Source organism: uncultured Imperialibacter sp., assembly GCF_963974565.1.
GTDB classification, from domain to species: Bacteria; Bacteroidota; Bacteroidia; order Cytophagales; family Cyclobacteriaceae; genus Imperialibacter; species Imperialibacter roseus.
Genome location: NZ_CAXBCJ010000010.1, coordinates 91,877 through 110,120 on the forward strand (window position 1 = coordinate 91,877; position 18,244 = coordinate 110,120).

19 protein-coding genes, 1 tRNA gene and 1 other RNA gene are annotated in these 18,244 nt (G+C 44.6%); 6 read left to right on the forward strand and 15 right to left on the reverse strand.

Annotated elements, in window-relative coordinates; all coding sequences use genetic code 11:
• Window position 1 precedes the first annotated feature (1 nt).
• From AAC052_RS15495 to AAC052_RS15510, 4 genes are all read left to right on the forward strand, one after another.
• Window positions 2-967, forward strand: coding sequence for a Smr/MutS family protein (locus AAC052_RS15495; RefSeq protein WP_339814377.1), 966 nt, complete (start codon window positions 2-4; stop codon window positions 965-967).
• A 36-nt stretch (window positions 968-1,003) separates the two neighbouring features.
• Window positions 1,004-1,402 (forward strand): hypothetical protein, encoded by a 399-nt coding sequence (locus tag AAC052_RS15500; RefSeq protein ID WP_151998364.1) that lies wholly within the window; start codon window positions 1,004-1,006, stop codon window positions 1,400-1,402.
• Between the two features lie 42 nt (window positions 1,403-1,444).
• Window positions 1,445-1,860, forward strand: an RNA gene (gene rnpB, locus AAC052_RS15505) — RNase P RNA component class A.
• Between the two features lie 15 nt (window positions 1,861-1,875).
• A complete protein-coding gene (locus AAC052_RS15510; protein ID WP_339814379.1) occupies window positions 1,876-3,036 on the forward strand; it encodes a sigma-54 dependent transcriptional regulator in 1,161 nt (386 codons plus the stop codon).
• Between the two features lie 54 nt (window positions 3,037-3,090).
• Here AAC052_RS15510 and AAC052_RS15515 read toward each other — a convergent pair whose 3' ends face one another.
• The gene (locus AAC052_RS15515) at window positions 3,091-3,213 is read right to left on the reverse strand and encodes a hypothetical protein (protein ID WP_255471521.1); all 123 of its coding nucleotides are present in this window, start codon (window positions 3,211-3,213) and stop codon (window positions 3,091-3,093) included.
• A gap of 95 nt (window positions 3,214-3,308) precedes the next feature.
• On the reverse strand, window positions 3,309-4,301 hold the full coding sequence (locus tag AAC052_RS15520) for an acyl transferase (RefSeq protein ID WP_339814380.1): 993 nt from the start codon (window positions 4,299-4,301) through the stop codon (window positions 3,309-3,311).
• Between the two features lie 62 nt (window positions 4,302-4,363).
• Between AAC052_RS15520 and AAC052_RS15525 the strand changes: the two genes are divergently transcribed.
• Window positions 4,364-5,155, forward strand: coding sequence for a hypothetical protein (locus tag AAC052_RS15525; RefSeq protein ID WP_339814382.1), 792 nt, complete (start codon window positions 4,364-4,366; stop codon window positions 5,153-5,155).
• Here the strand turns inward: AAC052_RS15525 and AAC052_RS15530 are convergent.
• Window positions 5,148-7,556: a thiamine pyrophosphate-dependent enzyme gene (locus tag AAC052_RS15530; protein ID WP_339814384.1), complete on the reverse strand. Its 2,409-nt coding sequence runs from the start codon at window positions 7,554-7,556 to the stop codon at window positions 5,148-5,150. The genes AAC052_RS15525 and AAC052_RS15530 overlap by 8 nt on opposite strands.
• Before the next feature lie 355 nt (window positions 7,557-7,911).
• Here AAC052_RS15530 and ald point away from each other — a divergent pair, with 355 nt between their 5' ends.
• Window positions 7,912-9,027, forward strand: a complete 1,116-nt coding sequence (gene ald / locus AAC052_RS15535) for an alanine dehydrogenase (protein WP_339814582.1) — start codon at window positions 7,912-7,914, stop codon at window positions 9,025-9,027.
• A 58-nt stretch (window positions 9,028-9,085) separates the two neighbouring features.
• Here the strand turns inward: ald and AAC052_RS15540 are convergent, their stop codons facing one another.
• The 12 genes from AAC052_RS15540 to AAC052_RS15595 form a co-directional block, all read right to left on the reverse strand.
• On the reverse strand, window positions 9,086-9,517 hold the full coding sequence (locus tag AAC052_RS15540) for a type I restriction enzyme HsdR N-terminal domain-containing protein (RefSeq protein ID WP_339814385.1): 432 nt from the start codon (window positions 9,515-9,517) through the stop codon (window positions 9,086-9,088).
• Window positions 9,514-10,830 (reverse strand): MFS transporter, encoded by a 1,317-nt coding sequence (locus tag AAC052_RS15545; protein WP_339814387.1) that lies wholly within the window; start codon window positions 10,828-10,830, stop codon window positions 9,514-9,516. The genes AAC052_RS15540 and AAC052_RS15545 overlap by 4 nt, the downstream gene beginning before the upstream one ends.
• A 55-nt stretch (window positions 10,831-10,885) precedes the next feature.
• Entirely contained in the window at window positions 10,886-11,350 is a 465-nt protein-coding gene (locus tag AAC052_RS15550) for a biopolymer transporter ExbD (RefSeq protein WP_317487412.1), read from the reverse strand.
• A gap of 2 nt (window positions 11,351-11,352) precedes the next feature.
• Window positions 11,353-11,994 carry a biopolymer transporter ExbD gene (locus tag AAC052_RS15555; protein ID WP_317487413.1) on the reverse strand — a complete coding sequence of 214 codons (642 nt, stop codon included), beginning with the start codon at window positions 11,992-11,994 and terminating at the stop codon, window positions 11,353-11,355.
• Between the two features lies 1 nt (window position 11,995).
• A complete protein-coding gene (locus AAC052_RS15560) occupies window positions 11,996-12,319 on the reverse strand; it encodes a hypothetical protein (RefSeq protein WP_317487414.1) in 324 nt (107 codons plus the stop codon).
• 24 nt (window positions 12,320-12,343) lie between these two features.
• On the reverse strand, window positions 12,344-13,165 hold the full coding sequence (locus AAC052_RS15565) for a MotA/TolQ/ExbB proton channel family protein (protein WP_317487415.1): 822 nt from the start codon (window positions 13,163-13,165) through the stop codon (window positions 12,344-12,346).
• A gap of 85 nt (window positions 13,166-13,250) precedes the next feature.
• Window positions 13,251-13,338, reverse strand: a tRNA-Ser gene (locus AAC052_RS15570).
• Window positions 13,339-13,429: 91 nt separating this feature from the next.
• The gene (locus AAC052_RS15575; protein WP_151998353.1) at window positions 13,430-14,494 is read right to left on the reverse strand and encodes an asparaginase; all 1,065 of its coding nucleotides are present in this window, start codon (window positions 14,492-14,494) and stop codon (window positions 13,430-13,432) included.
• On the reverse strand, window positions 14,491-15,264 hold the full coding sequence (locus AAC052_RS15580) for a TatD family hydrolase (protein ID WP_339814389.1): 774 nt from the start codon (window positions 15,262-15,264) through the stop codon (window positions 14,491-14,493). The genes AAC052_RS15575 and AAC052_RS15580 overlap by 4 nt, the downstream gene beginning before the upstream one ends.
• A 12-nt stretch (window positions 15,265-15,276) precedes the next feature.
• Window positions 15,277-16,389 (reverse strand): glycosyltransferase, encoded by a 1,113-nt coding sequence (locus AAC052_RS15585; RefSeq protein ID WP_339814390.1) that lies wholly within the window; start codon window positions 16,387-16,389, stop codon window positions 15,277-15,279.
• On the reverse strand, window positions 16,382-17,017 hold the full coding sequence (locus tag AAC052_RS15590) for a polysaccharide deacetylase family protein (protein ID WP_317487418.1): 636 nt from the start codon (window positions 17,015-17,017) through the stop codon (window positions 16,382-16,384). The genes AAC052_RS15585 and AAC052_RS15590 overlap by 8 nt, the downstream gene beginning before the upstream one ends.
• Before the next feature lie 7 nt (window positions 17,018-17,024).
• The gene (locus AAC052_RS15595; protein ID WP_317487419.1) at window positions 17,025-18,233 is read right to left on the reverse strand and encodes a PP2C family protein-serine/threonine phosphatase; all 1,209 of its coding nucleotides are present in this window, start codon (window positions 18,231-18,233) and stop codon (window positions 17,025-17,027) included.
• Between the last annotated feature and the right edge of the window lie 11 nt (window positions 18,234-18,244).

Genomic DNA, 18,244 nt, shown 5'->3' on the forward strand with positions numbered 1-18,244 from the left:
TATGAACATAGGGGACAAAGTAAGGCTTCTGAGAGGAACTGAAGAGGGAGTTATTATCAGGGTGATTAACGAAAACACCTATGAAATAGAAATAGAAGACGGCTTTTCCTTCCCCGTGCTTAAGAGTGAGGTCGTTTTGGTAAGTAAAACGGAAGCAGAGCACTTCAAAAGGGATAGCTCTACACAGCAAAGTTCTTCCGGCCAAAAAACATTCGTCAAGGAGACTCTGGCGGTTGCTGAAAAAGGAATTTACCTTGGCTTCGAGCCAAAGGGAGATATTTTTACAGTCTGGCTGATCAACAACACAGATTACGAGCTGGTTTTCAAGATAGATGAGCTGGTGAAGGGCACCACGCTAGGATTGCACGCCGGTCACCTCGAGGCAAAGTCTAGCCAGGCAATAGCATCCAAGTCTTCTCAAAACTTCGACAATTGGTCGGACATGCAATTTACCTGCATGTATTTCCAGAAAGGAATCTACAAAAGTAAGCCTATGCTGAGCAGGGTTGTCTCATTCAAAGCAGCAGCTTTCATGCATAAGAAGGGTACGATTCCCATGACCTCGAAGGAAGGATATGTTTATCAGTTGGATGATAATCCTGCAAAAATTAATGCTGATGAGATAAAAAACAGCATGCTTTCTGCCAAAGCAGCGCCAGCGCCGAAAACAGAGCAAAAACCTGGCTCGCACGAGGTAGATTTACACATGGAGAAATTAACAGGGCAAAAAGAAGAGGTGCCTACCTCGCAGGCTCTCTCCTACCAACTAGCCGTTTTTGAGAAAGAACTTGACTCGGCCATTGCTACAGGCAGAGACGAAATAACGTTTATTCATGGCGTAGGAAACGGTGTTCTGCGTGAAGAAATCCATAAAAGGCTAAGTAAAATGAAAAATATCTTGTACTTTCAGGATGCCCAGAAACAAAGGTTTGGCTATGGCGCTACACTTATCAAATTAAAAGACTAACTAGCATTTTTTAAGCCTAAAATAAAACATAATACTATGGACGTAAGAAAGTTGATGGAGGAACTTGCCTCTGAAATTAACGGCCAATATTCAGAATATGACGATAATCGATCAGTTGTGATCGTTCCTCTTCCCGACGGTAGGTTCCAATCGGTGCGTGGTGGCAAAATTGACAACAAAAAGTATGGCAAGAGTGTCATTCAGATACTGTCCAGAGTATGTCGTACCGCCGAAAAAATTGATTATACCAAAGTGCTTGCGCACAACGTTGACCTTATCAATTCTAAGTTTGTGGTGCTTGGCGATTTCCTAATGGTGGAAACCACATTGTTTGACGACACAGTACCTCCTCAGAAATTGAAGGAAATGATACTCGAAACAGCTAAACTAGCCGATGAATGGGAACTTGCCATTACTGGCAAAGACGTCAATTAAGAAGCATCTTTTAGTTATCAAATAAGTTTAACTATTTAGGAAAATGTGATCCGCCTTATCGCCTTGTTCAGAAAGCATTCTGAATGGGGAGGAAAGTCCGGGCAATGCAGAGCGCCGTACTTCCTAACAGGAAGGGGCATTGTTGGCGACGACAGTGCTACAGACAGTGCAACAGAAAATAAACTACCCGTAATGCTTCTGCATTGGGGGAAAAGGTGAAAAGGTGGGGTAAGAGCCCACCGCTTCAATGGTGACATTGGGGGCACGGTAAACCTTACGGATTGAAAGATCAAATATGCCATGATTCAGGGGCTGCTCGTCCCTGCAGGTTGCTTCGGCGGCCTCGTTGTGGTGGGTAGATTGATAGAACCAGGCGGTGACGCCTGGTCCAGATAAATGATAAGGGTCTCCCGACTTGTCGGGAGGCACAGAACCCGGCTTACAGGATCATATTTTCCTATTTTCATTAACCTATGGCAAAAATTCTAATAGTAGACGACGAGAAATCTATTCGCTCTACCCTCCGGGAAATTCTTGAGTACGAAAAATTCAAAATTGACGAAGCGAAAGATGGTGAAGAAGGCCTCGAAATGCTCAAACAGGGATCGTATGACCTCGTTCTTTGCGATATAAAAATGCCTAAAATGGATGGCCTTGAATTGCTTCACAAGGCAATGGAGGAGGGAATTGACGCACCATTCATTATGATTTCGGCTCATGGCACAATAGATAGCGCTGTGGAAGCGACCAAGAAAGGAGCTTTCGACTTCCTTCAAAAACCGCTGGATCTAAACAGGCTGCTGGTCACTTTGAGAAATGCGCTGGATCGGAAGGAACTGGTGAATGAAACCAGGGTGCTGAAGAAGAAAATAAGCAAGACTTACGATATCGTGGGCGAGTCGCCGAAAATTGAAGAGGTCAAAGCAATGATTGAAAAAGTGGCCCCCACTGATGCAAGAGTGCTCATTACCGGCCCCAATGGCACAGGCAAAGAACTGGTTGCCAAATGGATTCACGAAAAAAGCAATCGCTCGTCGGGCCCGATGGTGGAGGTAAACTGTGCAGCCATTCCATCCGAACTAATTGAGAGTGAGCTTTTCGGCCACGAGAAGGGCTCCTTCACCTCCGCTGTAAAGCAACGGATTGGAAAGTTTGAGCAGGCTATCGGAGGCACGCTATTCCTTGACGAAATTGGCGACATGAGTCTTTCGGCCCAGGCCAAAGTTCTGCGTGCCTTACAGGAAAATAGAATTACCCGGGTAGGTGGCGAGAAGGAGGTAAAGGTAGACGTAAGAGTAGTGGCTGCTACTAATAAGGACTTAAAAAAGGCTATTGCTGAAAATCAGTTTAGAGAAGACCTCTATCACAGGCTGAGCGTAATCATCATTCAGGTGCCTGCGCTAAAAGATCGTAAAGACGATATTCCACTACTCGTTGATAGGTTTATTGCAGACATTTCGGCCGAATACGGGTGGGCACCAAAACCAATAGACGATGCGGCCATTAAGCAGCTACAGCAATTTGAGTGGACGGGAAATATCAGGGAATTAAGAAATGTGACGGAGCGGCTGATGATCATGTCATCAAACACCATATCAGAAATGGATGTAAAAAAATATGCGGTACTTACTTAGTAAGAACCGCATATATTCTTTCAATAATTTCCAACCAGGTCGAGTACTTTCCAATTAAAGCCTTTGAGCAGGCTTTTCTTTCTGCACGTCCGACTTAGCGTAAGTAGGACACGTCTTCTGAGTACAAGCACCAAGCATGAAAACAGCTACAGCAAACAACAGTAATTTAATTTTCATAACGAAACGGCTTTACTTAGGTTCTTAGAAGCTCTAAGATATATATATCTACACATATATCAAAACACTTTAGGTTCCGAAGCAGGAGGTAATGGCTATTGTATCAGCAAATTGCAGCCCCTCACATCCGAATTATCAAACCTGCCAAGCACTTCAAAATCCCCTTTCGTGTTAGTTATTCGGCCCAAATCCTTTGTTTCAATAAAGCAGCAAGAATGAATATTTCCAAGGTCGATAATATTCAAACCTCCCGCTCTTTTTTCCTGCAGATACGAAAACGGATCATTAATATCACGAACCATCGCCTTCATCGACCTTGGGCAAACAAAGCCTGCTCCTCCATCCGAATATGCCTGCGACATTAACTCTGTCATTCCATACTCCGAATGTATCCGCTCCACATTTAATCGCTCTCTCAACAAGGCGTGTAATTCAGCCCTTGTCAGCTCCTTTCCCCTCCCCTTCATGCCTCCGGTTTCCATTACGATAAAGTCACTCAGGTCAAGCTGATGCCTTTCAGACAGATCAATTAGGGCAAATGTGACTCCAATTAGCAGTTTTTTACCATCCTGCCGTTTGAGTTTTTCTATCACGCTTAAAAGGGTACTGTCATCCCTCAAAAAGAACCCAGAGAACTTTGAGCCTGTGAGCTTTATGAAGTGCTCAATCATGTAGATGAGTGAGGATCCGCTCCTTTCAAGGTAAGACGGCAGCAAGGCAACAATATGAAAATTTGAGAGTGCCCCATACGTTGACTCAAATATTTCCTTCGTTAATTTCTTATAGAATATAGGATCATCGAGGTAATGGGAGCTTTGCACGGAACCAGTAGTACCGCTACTGGAAAACATAAGGGAAGAATCCCATTCGCCTGTCTTTATAGCATGATTCTTGAAAAATTCAATCGGAAGAAAGGGAATGTCTTCCAACCGGCTGATTTTTTTGGGGTCTTTAGCTAAGTATGAAATATACTTTTTGTAGACGGGATTGTGTTGGGCCTGCCATTTAAAAATATCCAGAGCGAGGACAGTAAAATGATCATTATTCAGGTTTAAAAGGCGGTCTCTAAAACTATGAAGCTCGGACATGTGTTTAAATTGCGAAAGATGATCCAATTTTAATAATTTTATGAGGTAAGTAAGCGATGGAAATGAAGAATAGATTGTTAAAAAGTCTTGTCCTGGGTATGGTAGTGATGGGCTTGGCGTGGGCATGCCAGCCACCAGACGAGCTCCCCATCATTCCAAAAATATCCTACAACAGGGTTGAGTTTTTTGACCAGGCCGCTGGCTCAGATTCGCTTGTTCTATATATCAATTTTGAAGATGGAGACGGCGACATTGGGCTGAGAAGCACTGAAGACAGCTACCCATACCATCCATTTAATTACATTATCGACGCCGATAGGAGACTTGTCTATTTCGGAGAAACAGACTATAAGCTCCCCTTCTATAGTGTTCCTTTGGTGGTTTCCGGGGGGCAATTTAGACCTCTTGAGAAAGAGAAATTATTTTCAGAAACAGACACGAGACGACCGTTTAATTGTGAACAATATGAAGTCATAAAATTCAACCTTGATAATACTGGCACCAATACAGAAATAGACACTTTCTTTATTCAGAAGAATCCCAACAATAACAATATTTATGTGGACTTCTACAGAAAGGTAAATGGTAATTATGAGTTTCTCGATTGGGCAAGTGTGTTTTCAACTACCGGTTGCGGCACAAATTTCAACGCCAGGTTTCCAATCTTCGACACTGACAATCTAGGAAAATCGCTTTCAGGCACGCTTCGCTATTCGATGTTATCTGCTGGATTCGGCATCGTATTAAAGAAAGATACCTTTAAGCTAAAAGTCTACATCAAGGATCGTGCACTTCACGATAGCAATGTGATAGAAAGCCCAGACTTGACGCTTGACAATATCACGCTCAATTAAATATCTCAGGGTATTTTTCTGGGTCGGCTTCTGCCATCAATTCATACACCTTGTCGAAAACATTCTCCACATTGGGCTTGGAGAAATAATCGCCGTCTGAGCTATAGGCCGGCCTGTGCTCGGCGGAGGTAATCGTACCAGGTTGGGAATCAAGGTATTTGTACCCCCCCTGCTCTTCGAGCACTTTCTGCATCATATAAGCAGAGGCCCCACCCGGCACGTCTTCATCAGCAAAAATGATGCGATTAGTTTTTTTCAACGACTCAACAATCGAATGGTGCAGGTCAAAAGGCATTAACGACTGCACATCAATCACTTCGCAGGAGACACCATATTCTTCAAGGAGCTCGGCTGCTTCCATCACAATCCTGCACATGGAACCGTAAGTCACAATGGTCACATCAGATCCTTCCCTTATTACCTCAGGAACCCCAAGCGGCGTTTTTATATCATCTATATTTTCCGGAAGTCTTTCCTTGAGTCTGTACCCATTCAAGCACTCGATCACTATCGCAGTGTCATCAGAGGCCAGCAAAGTGTTATAAAAGCCAGCTGCTTTGGTCATGTTCCTCGGCACAAGCAGATAGATGCCTCTGAGAGACCCCATGATCATACTCATAGGTGAACCCGAATGCCAAACACCTTCCAGTCGATGACCTCGTGTTCTTATAATCACGGGAGCCTTCTGGCCTCCCTTTGTTCTGTACTGAAGGGTTGCCAGGTCATCTGACAAGGTTTGCAATGTAAATATCAGGTAGTCCAAATATTGCACTTCCGCAATAGGCTTCAACCCTCTCATGGCGGCGCCAATGCCTTGGCCTATGATGGTACTTTCCCGTATTCCTGTGTCGGTTACACGAATCTCGCCATGCTTTGCTTGTAGTCCTGCAAAGCCCTGGTTCACGTCACCAATTTGCCCCACATCTTCTCCTATCGCAAATATTCTAGGATCCCTGCTAAATGCATGGTCAAAGAAAGCCTGAAGTACTTCTCTACCGTCAACTATCACACTGTCATCGTTGTAAACAGGTGCCACTTCCTTCACATTAACAGCCCTTTGCTCCGACTCGCTATACAAATGGCTGCTGTACTGCTCAAGGTGCTCTGCATTCTTGATCTTCAGCCAATTGATGAGATGCTGTCTCTCTTCGTATTTCTCACCTCGCATAAGGTACAAAGAGCGCTTAACAGCCTTCACCACGTCCATCTTCAATGGATTCAGCGTTTTCTCCAGCGCCTTGTTGATAGCACTGATTTTCGCTCCATTTTTACTAACGCCTGCGGCATTGGCAAGGAGATTAGATGCCCCCTTCAGGTCTTCCTTGATACTGGCTACGTAAGCCTTCCATGCCTCATTCTTATCGTTCTTAGCCTTCTCCCTGGCATTTTCCTCCAGCCTTTCGAGGTGCTCCAAAGTGGCCATCTCATTTTCCAATATCCACTCTCGAAACTTTTTTATGCAGTCAAACTCCTCTTCCCATGCAAGTCTTTCTTTCGACTTGTATCTTTCCTGCGACCCCGAAGTCGAATGCCCCTGAGGCTGGGTCATCTCTTTCACGTGAACCAGCACCGGAACATGCTCATCCCTGGCAACCCTACCTGCATGGCGGTACGCCTGAACCAGCTTCTCGTAGTCCCAGCCATTCACCACAATGATTTCATACCCTTTTTCGGAGTTATTCCGCTGGAAGCCAGCCAGAACTTTAGAAATATCTGATTTAGTAGTATGATATTCCGCAGGCACTGAAATTCCATACTCATCATCCCAAATAGAAATGACCATAGGCACCTGCAGCACCCCGCCAGCGTTGATTGTTTCGAAGAAGTGTCCTTCCGATGTGGATGCGTTCCCTATAGTGCCCCAGGCTACTTCGTTACCGTCAATGGAAAAGTCTTCAAAGTGCTTAAGTGCAGGATTGTTTCTGTAAAGTTTGGAGGCGTAAGCGAGGCCAAGCAGACGTGGCATTTGCCCCGCTGTGCATGAAATATCCGAACTGGAGTTTTTCATGTCTGTCTGCGTTTTCCACTCTCCCTTTTCGTTAAGGTACCGGGTAGAAAAATGACTGTTCATCAGACGGCCGCCAGAAGAGGGGTCGGCAGAAAGGTCGGTGTGAGCATAAAGCTGAGCAAAGAATTGCTGGATCGTGAGCTGACCAATGGCCATCATAAATGTTTGATCCCTATAGTAACCAGACCTGAAATCGCCATTTTTGAATACTTTGGCCATCGCTACCTGAGCGAGTTCTTTGCCATCACCAAAAATACCAAACTTCGCCTTGCCCATGAAAACTTCCTTCCTTCCCATCAAACTAGCTTCACGGCTTTCGCAAACCAAAAGGTAGTCGTCGAGAATTTCGGCAACAGGCACGCTAATTTCTTTCTTAGTCTTTACTACACTCACTATTATGCTGATTTAGAGGATAATGTTGTCGATTGCAATGAACGGACTCTGAAAAGAGGTATTTCAAATATAAGCATAAAATTACACGTTTTCAATTTTGTCAATCGCACAAAAAAAATACAACTACCTGATAATCAGTGGAAATTGTGGTTTTTAAGGAATAAAATTTTTGCAAATGACCCTTCGGGCAAAGAATAGTTTGCCGGGGTTAACCGGCGGGAAATTTTAGCATTATTCAATGAAAGGGGGACGATTTTGTCAACTTCGAAAATCGAAGAGTTTCAAAACAAATATTGCATTCATGTTCATATATTTGTTGCCTTTCCAAAAAGCGACATTAACTAACAATACGATCATGATTATTGGGGTTCCTAAGGAGATTAAAAACAATGAAAACAGGGTTGCATTGACCCCTGCTGGCGTAACTGAATTATTAAAGAGAGGGCATGAGGTACACGTGCAAGCTACCGCAGGAGAAGGCAGCGGGTTCACTGACGATTCTTACAAAGAAGCCGGTGCCAACATACTTCCGACTATTGAAGCTACCTACCAGAAAGCTGAGATGATCATGAAAGTGAAGGAGCCTATCGAGGCAGAGTATTCGCTTATCAAGAAGGATCAATTGCTATTTACCTATTTTCACTTTGCCTCATACGAACCCCTCACTCATGCCATGATAAAGAGTGGGGCTGTTTGCCTTGCTTATGAGACCGTTGAAAAAGCAAATGGCACACTACCCCTTCTGATCCCTATGTCAGAAGTAGCAGGTAGAATGTCGATACAACAGGGTGCCAAGTTTCTGGAGAAACCAATGAAGGGCCGTGGCATTCTGCTGGGAGGTGTACCTGGAGTTCGCCCGGCAAAAGTGATGATCCTGGGTGGTGGCGTAGTGGGTACTGAAGCAGCAAAAATGGCTGCGGGGCTCGGTGCTGACGTAATCATACTTGATCTGAGCCTCCCAAGGCTACGCTACCTGGATGACGTTATGCCTGCCAATGTAAAGACCCTGATGAGCAATGAATACAACATCCGTGAACTCATCAAGGATCATGATCTTATTATAGGTGCCGTACTTATTCCAGGCGCAAAGGCTCCAAAGCTCATCACCAAAGACATGCTGAAGGAAATGCGCCCAGGCACTGTGATGGTGGATGTGGCGGTAGATCAGGGTGGCTGCTTCGAAACTACCAAGCCAACTACTCACCAGGATCCGGTTTTCATCATCGATGATGTCATTCACTATTGCGTCGCCAATATGCCTGGTGCTGTTCCTTATACTTCCACACTGGCGCTGACCAATGCCACACTGCCCTATGCTATTCAGCTGGCCGGCAAGGGATGGAAAATAGCCTGTAAGGAAAACAATGAACTGAAGCTTGGCTTGAATGTGATCAACGGAAAAGTGGTATACCAGGCAGTATCAGAAGCCTTTAATCTGGATTATACCGACGTAAACACATTCCTGAATTAAATCGATCTGAAGAGGTTATTGAAGAAGAGGTTGTTCCTTCGGCGGACAACCTCTTTTTTTATTTACAAGGGGGAATATTATCAAGTGTTTTAAGGTTATTCTTTTCTCTTTCCACCTGAAGACAAATCATTTCCTTTCCGTTGGTGATCACCAAAATGTTTGCGTCCAACTCTTTGTTATAAGTCGACACCTGAAATATTGTTTCACGACTCAGCTTCACTTCAGGTGCTTTGCACTCCACCAGGATATGAGGTTTGCCGTTGTTGTCATACACCACAAGGTCTGTTCGCTTCTGCCTTTTGTTGTAGTGCAAGCCCGCTTCTATCGACATCAAACCTTTTGGGTAGTGGAGTTCAGCTATCAGATAATTCACCATCTGCTGCCTGACCGCTTCTTCGGGCGTCCAAACGAGGTACTTCCGTCTAAGAAGGTCATAAATGAGCGTCTGTCCGTCCTTTTCAATTACAAGCGGCCTGGTTTCTTTGCTCATTTAGCTTCTTCCGCTTTCGGAAGCCTGATAACGTTGAAATTGGTTTGTCTCAAGAAAAGGAGACCCAAAATAAAAAAGGTTGCAAGGGCCAGCGTGCTGTTTCGCATGCTTCCTGTGAGTTGCTCTATCAACCCATAAGCAAATGTACCGATCACAATTGACAGCTTTTCCGTTACATCATAGAAGCTAAAGTACGAAGCGTGGTCAATGGTGTTTTCCGGTATCAGCTTAGAAAATGCCGACCGGGACTGGGACTGTATACCCCCCATCACTAACCCGACCACAGTGGCTACTACATAGAATTGCATAGCGGAAGTAACAAAGTATGCCCCAAGGCAAACCAAAATCCAGATCACAACCATTATCGACAACGATATTTTGTTCCCCTTTACCTTGGATACATAGGCGAACAAATATGACCCAGCCACGGCTACCACTTGTATGATCAACACCGTAAGAATTAGTTTTTCACCCGGTAGCTTCAATTCTTTGTCGCCAAAAGTTGCGGCCAGAAACATGACGGTTTGTACCCCCATGTTGTAGAAAAAGAAAGCCTTCAGGTAACGTCGCATAGAAGGTAAGTCCCTTAAAGATCTAAATACCTTCCGTACTTCCTTATACCCATGTGCCAGCAGCTTTCCTGCAGGTTTCCGATTATAGGGGTTTGTCGGTAGATAGTGAAACGGAATTAGTGAAAACCCCAGCCACCAGACGCCTACCAGTAGAAAGGCAAATCGTGACGCTGCTCCCCCATTAGCAAACCCAAACCAATCGGGAAAAGTAATGGAGATAAGGTTAAACAAAAGCAGCAACAGGCTACCGGCATACCCCATAGCGTAGCCTTTGGCGCTTACGATATCATACCTGTCGGAGGTGGTGATTTCAGGCAAAAAGGCGTTGTAAAAAACCAGGCTGCCCGAGTAGCCAATACTGGCGACAATCGAAGCAAAAATACCAAGTTCTATATTGCTCCCATCAAAGAAATAAAGCGTTATGCATGCCGCTGCTCCGATGTAGGTGAAGATGCGAAGAAAAAGCTTCTTCATGCCACCATAATCTGCAATACCCGATAGTAAGGGTGAAAAGAGCGCTATAGCTAAAAATGAAAAGGAAATCGAGTATGAATAAAGGACAGTGTTGGTGATTGTCAGCCCCAAAAACTGCACCTGCTCACCACCAAAGAAGTTTCTTGTGACGCTACTATAGTAAACTGGGAAAATGGTACTGGTAATCACCAGGTTGTAGACTGAATTAGACCAGTCGTACATGCACCAGGCATTCACCACCTTGTTGTTCTTGAGGCTTAGGTTCATGGCAAAAAAAAAGTCTTCCCCAAAGGAAAGACTTTTATATGATTATCAACTATGATTATAGATTATCCATGCCTTGACGGGAGCTGTAAAGCACCTTTCTGGCATTTGCTTCTCTCAATTCCTGCTGCACATCAGCTACAATACCCATTTTGGCTTCAATATCCACCTTCATTGACATTGTAATCTGATCCCTCTCCACCTCGCTAAGCTTATCCTTTTCTGTATTTACAAACTGGACAACATCCTTTGGCGTGATGAATACATCATTTACCTGAATTTTAGGCTCTGTACCAAAAGTTGCAGTGTTCTTAGGGGGGCCTATGTATATATAGCTCACCAAAGACTTGCGTTCAATCTTTGAAAGCTGAGTCGCCCTGGGCAACTCCTGTTTCACCAATAGCTCTGTTTCCCTCATCACGGTGGTTACCATGAAGAAGAACAGCAGCATAAAGATGATATCAGGAAGAGCAGCTGTAGGTATCTCCTGAGAAGTACCGGAACTCTTTTTAAACTTTCCCATAATTAACCTCCAATTTTAGTAGGCTCCGCAATAGAAATCGCTCTGGGCATTCCTGAACGAGCCTGATCATACAGCTTCTTTTGTTCCGGATCTTTCTGATCCAGTTGAAGAAACTCCTGTGCAGTTTTACCTATTCTCTCACCGTACACTTCATTGTAAGCGGCATTTACTTCGTCCAATACGGTGATGTAAAGTTCGTAGCTCGTACCTCTATCGGCTTTGAAGGATACTATAGCCTTATCAGGGCCGTCAGAAGAATCCTTTCTTCGTCCATAAGCGCTGACAAAGCTTTTCATTGGCGCCGGAAGGTCGTTGTAAACCATCATGGCATCTTCCGAGGGTCGTCCAAAATTCAGGATAAACTCCTTGATCATTGGCTTCAGCTCTTCAATATCAGTGAGTGGCTCATCTTCAACAAGCAGCAAATCTTTCGAGTTGGCTTGTATCTTGAAGATATTCCTGTCGTTCTCCTTCACCTCTGGTGGTGGCTGGTTCGGATCCGGCTTCGGAGGCAAAAGCATCGCAATACCTTTGTCATTTGCCATCGTGGTAGTTACCAGAAAGAAAATGAGCAAAAGGAAAGCAATGTCAGCCATAGAACCGGCATTTACCTCCGTACTAGGTCTGTTTTTCTTGCTTGCCATACTACTTAACTATTTTTGAAATTTCCGTATACACGATTCCAACTAAAGCTACACCTGTCAACAGGTACATCATAATCAAAGAACCTCCAACCAATTTAGACAATCCTGCGTCGACGTCATACTTTGTATACACTGCTGTTACCTCATCGCCGGAAATTGCATATCCCAAACCGAAAATAACCAGCAAGATAAGAATACCGACGGCCGACATGGCCAATGAAGACAGATCGTCCAAGGCGTTGATCAAAGGCAATATGATCGCTGCTAGTAGCGCTATTCCTACCAGAATGTAGGAGCCGATCAATGCTATATCAATAAAATCCATTTTTGCTGTCTTTAGATGTTAATACTACTTAGAAAGATTGTGCTTTACAAGGATGTCTACCAATGTAATAGAGGCATCTTCCATTGAGTTCACAAGAGAATCGATCTTTGAAATAAGGTAGTTATAGAACAACTGAAGAATAACAGCTACGATAAGACCACCTACCGTTGTCAAAAGGGCGATTTTGATACCATCGGCCACAAGAGCAGGAGAAACGTCACCAGCTGCAGCAATTGCATCAAATGCACCAATCATACCAATTACCGTACCCATGAAACCAAGCATAGGAGCAAGAGAGATGAATAGAGATATCCAAACCATTCCTCTTTCCAGTTTACCCATTTCAACAGAACCGTAAGCAATGATTGACTTCTCAACCATTTCAACGCCTTCTGACATTCTCATTAGTCCCTGAGTAAAGATAGATGCAACGGGGCCTTTAGTATTTTTACAAACTTCTTTTGCTGCCTCAACGCCTCCTGAAGCTAGCGCATTCTCAACGTTAGCAAGAAGTTTTTTGGTGTTGGTGGTAGCGAGGTTCAGAGTGATGATACGCTCGATGGCAACCGCCAAACCGAAGATCAAACACAAAAGAACGATACCCATAAATTCCCAACCACCTGCGATGAACTGCTCTTTAACAATTTGGTGAAATGATTGCTCGGGCTCATCGACAACTTCTTCCATCATTGGAGCGACAGGCTCAGGCTCAGCAACCACCTCTTCCACAGCAGCAGAGTCAACCACGGCAGTACTGTCTGAGGAAACTTCATCCTGAGCAACTGCATTGAATTGGCTGAATGCAAAAACGCCTGTTAGCAACAGCGAAGCGAATAACTTTTTCATAGTTTAAATTTTAGTAAATCGTAAATTGGTTACAGTTAGTAAAAGATAGTTTGTTTTCGTTTTGAATTCTCGTTTATAAATTCTGCGGAGAGAGAGGGATTCGAACCCTCGATACCCTTTAGAGGTATACACACTTTCCAGGCGTGCTCCTTCAACCACTCGGACACCTCTCCAAAGTACAATTTTTGGCGTCTAGCAGCAACAAATAAATCAAGAAAAAACTCTTTATGCAAATTTTGATATTAAATTTACATAAGCGTAAAACTAGCTCATTTCCCCCGCAATTGGCACTATTAGCTTCTTTTTAACTTCCTTGGTATTCTTCTCTTTTGCCAGCAGAAACATTAGTTTGGTGATGGCAGCTTCAGTAGTGATGTCCTGACCGCTGAGCACCCCTATTTCCTCGAGAATCCTGCTTGATTCGTAGCGCCCCTGAATTACTTTACCTCCAATGCACTGGCTTACATTAAAGATGACAATCCCTCTTGTAACAGCGGAATGAAGGCTTTTTATGAACCAGTCGTAGTTCATTGTATTACCCGACCCATAGGTTTCCAGCACAACTCCCCGAAGTCCGGGCGTGCCCAATATACTATTGACCACACTCTCACTGATGCCAGGAAAAAGCTTTAAGATGGTGACATTATTGTCGAATCCCTTATGAAGTTTGAGTTTAAGGCCAGGCCGAAAAGCCATGATTGAGGACTTGTTGTATTCGATGGTAACACCCGACTCAGCCAAATATGGGTAGTTTTCCGATTCGAATGCCGCAAAATGACTGCTCCTTAATTTTTGTGATCGGTTACCTCTCATCAGGTAAAAATTAAAGTAGATGGCAACTTCAGAGATAATTGGCTTGTCTTCTTCAAGCGTAGAGGCTATCTCGAGTGCTGTAATCAGGTTCTCCCGGGCATCTGACCTTGTCGATCCGATGGGGATTTGTGCACCAGTGAAGATAACTGGCTTATTAAGCCCGTCGAGCATGTAGCTAAGTGCGGACGCTGTATAAGCCATTGTGTCAGTCCCATGAAGTATTACGAAGCCATCGTACTGAGAATAGTTTTCGTAGATAATATAGCCGATGTCCTGCCAGTGTGAAATATTAATATTCGAGGAATCGGTGGGCTCTGGAAATGAGATGACGGTAATTTTCAGGTCAAGGGCCTTCAGCTCTGGTATTTTATCAATCACCAGGCCGAAGTTAAAGGGGACAAGAGATCCTGTTTCATCATATGACATACCGAACGTGCCTCCGGTATATATAATAAGGATACTGCTTTTTGGGTTAAGGCCACTTGCGGTGGCAATGTTTACAATCTTATAATTCATTGGTGATAGCTGAAAAGTTGATCTGCATTCCTTGTGGTTGTTTCAGCCACTTCAGTCAGGGAGAGTCCGGTAAGTTCCGAAACCCGCTGCGCAATAATTGGAATGTAGGAAGGCTCGTTTCTTTTGCCCCTATGCGGCACTGGTGCAAGATAAGGAGAGTCTGTCTCCAAAACCAGCCCGTCAGCACCCAGCCCGGGTAAAACAGCATCAAGTCCGCCGTTTTTAAAAGTACTTACTCCTCCTATTCCTAAAAAAAATCCTAATTCCAATATCCTTTTGGCCTGATCTGCACTTCCGGTAAAGCAATGAAATACTCCATTAAGTCGCTCGTCTTTAAGAGACTCCACCAGGTCAGTAGTCAGATCAATCGATTCACGACAATGAATCACTATTGGCAAGCCATACTCTTTTGCCCACTGACACTGTATGGTAAAAGCTTCCTTCTGATAGTCGATGAGGGTTTTATCCCAATAAAGATCGGTGCCTATTTCGCCAATAGCGGCAAACTTCCGTTTTCCCAGCCACTCTTCGGCAATCTTCAACTCACTTTCAAACCCCTGCTTTATGGAACAAGGGTGCACACCCATCATTGAAAAGCAGCGACCCGGATAAGCATCCTCCAGTGCCAGCATACTATCGATAGACTCACTATCTATATTAGGCATGTAGATTCTCTCCACCCCGCCTTCAAATGAGCGGGCCACCATCTCGTGAATTTCTTCTGAAAATTTTCTTGAATATATATGGGCGTGGGTATCAACAAACTGCATCAAATGTCGGGGCTAATAATGTCTATCCTTCCACTTTATTCCTGAAGGCAAAATGGAAAACAAAAGTGTTGACAAAGATATAATAGCCGAGTAAAATTCGAAGAGAACAAGCGCACCAATTTTCACAGGCAGTGCCGACAGGCGCACGGTTCTGTAAACAAACCATGATTGAACTACACCCTTTGCGATAACCAAAAGTATTGACCATGGATAAAATACGATCAACACAGCAGCCAGAGGATAGTAGATAGCCTGAAGGCCCAAAACAGCCACGATGGCCACGGGGAGTTGGAGGGCTCCACTCATCCACCTCTTTCGCTGATGCAAAAGGCCCTTGATACTAGCTGCAGGTAAAGTAATGCCAGTAACGGGTGGACTGATCAGTTGCTTGAAACCATAGCACCTGGATAAAATAGCCCTGGTGAGTTGAAAGTCTTCCGTAACTGAAAAAGGCATGTTCTCATAGCCGCCTGTTTGATGATAAGCCTTTGCTAGAACAGCCATGTTATTGCCCATCCCGGTTACGGGGGTGCCCAGATCGGATACGACCTTCATCATACCGATGGCGTAAGCCCAATCGATGGCCTGAAAGGAGGCAAAAAGGCTGTTTTCGTTTATCGCCGTGTAGCCTGTTACCATGCCCGTGTCTTTTTCAAACGCTGCTACCATGGCCTTGCACCACGTAGATGGAAGCGACATATCGGCATCGGTAATGAGGTAAACTTCACCAGACGCCTCTCTGGCCAGCTGCGCCAGCACGTTTGCTTTGCCCCTGGCGGAGCCCATGTCATGATCAATGTTAATGACTTTTAGCAGAGCGCTCTCCCTTTCAAATGAGCGGGCAATCACCTCAGTCTTATCGGTGGAAGCATCGTTGCCGATAAGTATTTCTATTTTATCAGCAGGATACTGCTGGCTCAAAAGACTCCTGATGCACCTCGACAAGGTCGCCTCCTCGTTTCTCGCCGCCACCAGCACGGATACCCTGGGAAGATTCGTTTCATCGAACAAACTGGTGGCGATATCCTTGCTTGAATCACCCTTTAAAAAGAAAAGCAGCAATATGTCGGTAAGCAGCACACTGCCGATGAAAAAGATCAAAATCAAACCGACAATCTCACTCAATGGCACAGAACTGATAACCTAGTGAAGAAAAATGATCCAGAAATTTCGGCAACGAGTACTTGATTCGGGCTTCTGCTTTCACGTTTTCGTGATAAATGACAATAGAACCAGATTTAGTTCCCATTATTGTTTCTACATGGCATTTTTCGGGGCTTAATGATTGATCGAAGTCACCAGTTAAGTAGTCCCACATGATAATGCGGTAATTGGCCGATATCTTTTTTGCAAGCGAAAAGGTCAGCTGCCCATAAGGCGGCCTGAACAGCCCGGCGGGGCCTCCTCCTCCACATTCAACGATAGCTGCCTCACAAAGTGCTATATTGGCCATATAGTCTTCATGAGAGGTTCGCCATCCTTTCAGATGGTTGAAGGTGTGATTGCCAATACTGTGTCCTTCGTCGCTGGCCCGCTTAAACAGCTCCGGGTGTTTTTTGATATTATTGCCGACATAAAAAAAAGTAGCCCTGGCGTCAAATTCCTTCAACGTGTCGAGCACCCAGGGAGTGAGCTCGGGAATTGGGCCATCATCAAAAGTCAGGAATATCTTTTTTTCGGTATCGTCAAAATTCCAGGTCGCCTGAGGGAACAACTTCTTTAGCCAACCGGGGGTCTTTTTGAAGTAGAGCAAACCAAGCCTAGCTTATGACTTTACAAGAAAGCATGGTAATATCGTCCCTGTAGCTTTCTGCACCTTTGAAATCTTCGAGTGATTTGATCACTGTTTCGTGGATACCCGCCAGGGACTTGTTGGTCATGTCGCTAAGCGCCTCCATAAGTCTTTCGGAGCCATATTCCTCGCCTTCCGCATTGAAAGTCTCAGTAAGCCCGTCGGTATAGCAGAAAAAGTTGAAGTCCTTGAGTCCGGTAACGGTGCCCACATTCAAAAAGGGCAGGTCTTCAAAAATCCCTAATATCGTAGTGCCCTCCTCCAGTGCCTGAAAGCCGCTTTCTGTAAAAAGAATCGGTGGGTTGTGCCCACAATTTACATATTTCATCTGCCCCGACTCATGATCGTAAATGGTCATGAAAAAGGTGATGAAATTTTCGCCATTGCTGTTGAACATGATCTGCCGGTTCAGCTCATACACTATTTCCCGCACATCGTAGGTCTTCCTGACTATCACTCTCAACGCTGCTTGAAAGTTTGACATGAGCAATGCCGCAGGTACGCCCTTTCCCGACACATCGGCGATACACAATAAAAACTTCCCGTTGCTCAACTCCACATAGTCGTAGTAGTCGCCGCCAACATTTTTGTGCGGAATATAAGTGGCTTCTATTTGCAGTTTCTCCAGCTGTGGAAGATTTTTTGGGAAAAGGAAAGTCTGCACCTGTCTGGCAATCTCGAGTTCCTTTCTGTAAGCCTCTTGTTCCAGTTGTCTTCGTGCCAGTTTCTTATTTTCAATAGCCACCAATATGATATTGGTCAATGCCTTAATGAATGTAAGGTTGTGAGACACCCCCTGCTCCGTCTGGGCGTCGTCTTGCTTACCGAGGAAAACCACTGCCAGCAGCTTTTCCTTATGCTGAACGGGAAATGCCATGTGAAACTCCGACCAAAATGGTTCATTCGAGTCGAGTTCAACTTCCTCGGGCAGGTTCTGGTAACATGCCGGGAGTTTTGGAATCTTTTTATTGCCTACACCAAAGCTGAGCTTGCAGTCCCACTCATCCTCCATTACATACAACGCAAGCTTCTTTACTTTGAGGTTTCCGAGAAGGGTAAAATGGTAGATTTTATACAAAGAGGCTTCCGCCAGGTTATTGTTGATAGCCTGAGTGATTTCGAGCAAAGAATTTAACTCCAGCTCTTTGAGATCTTGTTGCGTAACTACGGACTCCATTTTCACTCCTA

Excerpts from the sequence above, each read along its gene's own strand:
- AAC052_RS15495 (WP_339814377.1), top strand. The coding sequence starts at position 2 with ATGAACATAGGGGACAAAGTAAGGCTTCTGAGAGGAACTGAAGAGGGA.
- AAC052_RS15500 (WP_151998364.1), top strand. The coding sequence starts at position 1,004 with ATGGACGTAAGAAAGTTGATGGAGGAACTTGCCTCTGAAATTAACGGC.
- AAC052_RS15510 (WP_339814379.1), top strand. The coding sequence starts at position 1,876 with ATGGCAAAAATTCTAATAGTAGACGACGAGAAATCTATTCGCTCTACC.
- AAC052_RS15515 (WP_255471521.1), bottom strand. The coding sequence starts at position 3,213 with ATGAAAATTAAATTACTGTTGTTTGCTGTAGCTGTTTTCATGCTTGGT.
- AAC052_RS15520 (WP_339814380.1), bottom strand. The coding sequence starts at position 4,301 with ATGTCCGAGCTTCATAGTTTTAGAGACCGCCTTTTAAACCTGAATAAT.
- AAC052_RS15525 (WP_339814382.1), top strand. The coding sequence starts at position 4,364 with ATGAAGAATAGATTGTTAAAAAGTCTTGTCCTGGGTATGGTAGTGATG.
- ald (WP_339814582.1), top strand. The coding sequence starts at position 7,912 with ATGATTATTGGGGTTCCTAAGGAGATTAAAAACAATGAAAACAGGGTT.
- AAC052_RS15540 (WP_339814385.1), bottom strand. The coding sequence starts at position 9,517 with ATGAGCAAAGAAACCAGGCCGCTTGTAATTGAAAAGGACGGACAGACG.
- AAC052_RS15545 (WP_339814387.1), bottom strand. The coding sequence starts at position 10,830 with ATGAACCTAAGCCTCAAGAACAACAAGGTGGTGAATGCCTGGTGCATG.
- AAC052_RS15550 (WP_317487412.1), bottom strand. The coding sequence starts at position 11,350 with ATGGGAAAGTTTAAAAAGAGTTCCGGTACTTCTCAGGAGATACCTACA.
- AAC052_RS15555 (WP_317487413.1), bottom strand. The coding sequence starts at position 11,994 with ATGGCAAGCAAGAAAAACAGACCTAGTACGGAGGTAAATGCCGGTTCT.
- AAC052_RS15560 (WP_317487414.1), bottom strand. The coding sequence starts at position 12,319 with ATGGATTTTATTGATATAGCATTGATCGGCTCCTACATTCTGGTAGGA.
- AAC052_RS15565 (WP_317487415.1), bottom strand. The coding sequence starts at position 13,165 with ATGAAAAAGTTATTCGCTTCGCTGTTGCTAACAGGCGTTTTTGCATTC.
- AAC052_RS15575 (WP_151998353.1), bottom strand. The coding sequence starts at position 14,494 with ATGAATTATAAGATTGTAAACATTGCCACCGCAAGTGGCCTTAACCCA.
- AAC052_RS15580 (WP_339814389.1), bottom strand. The coding sequence starts at position 15,264 with ATGCAGTTTGTTGATACCCACGCCCATATATATTCAAGAAAATTTTCA.
- AAC052_RS15595 (WP_317487419.1), bottom strand. The coding sequence starts at position 18,233 with ATGGAGTCCGTAGTTACGCAACAAGATCTCAAAGAGCTGGAGTTAAAT.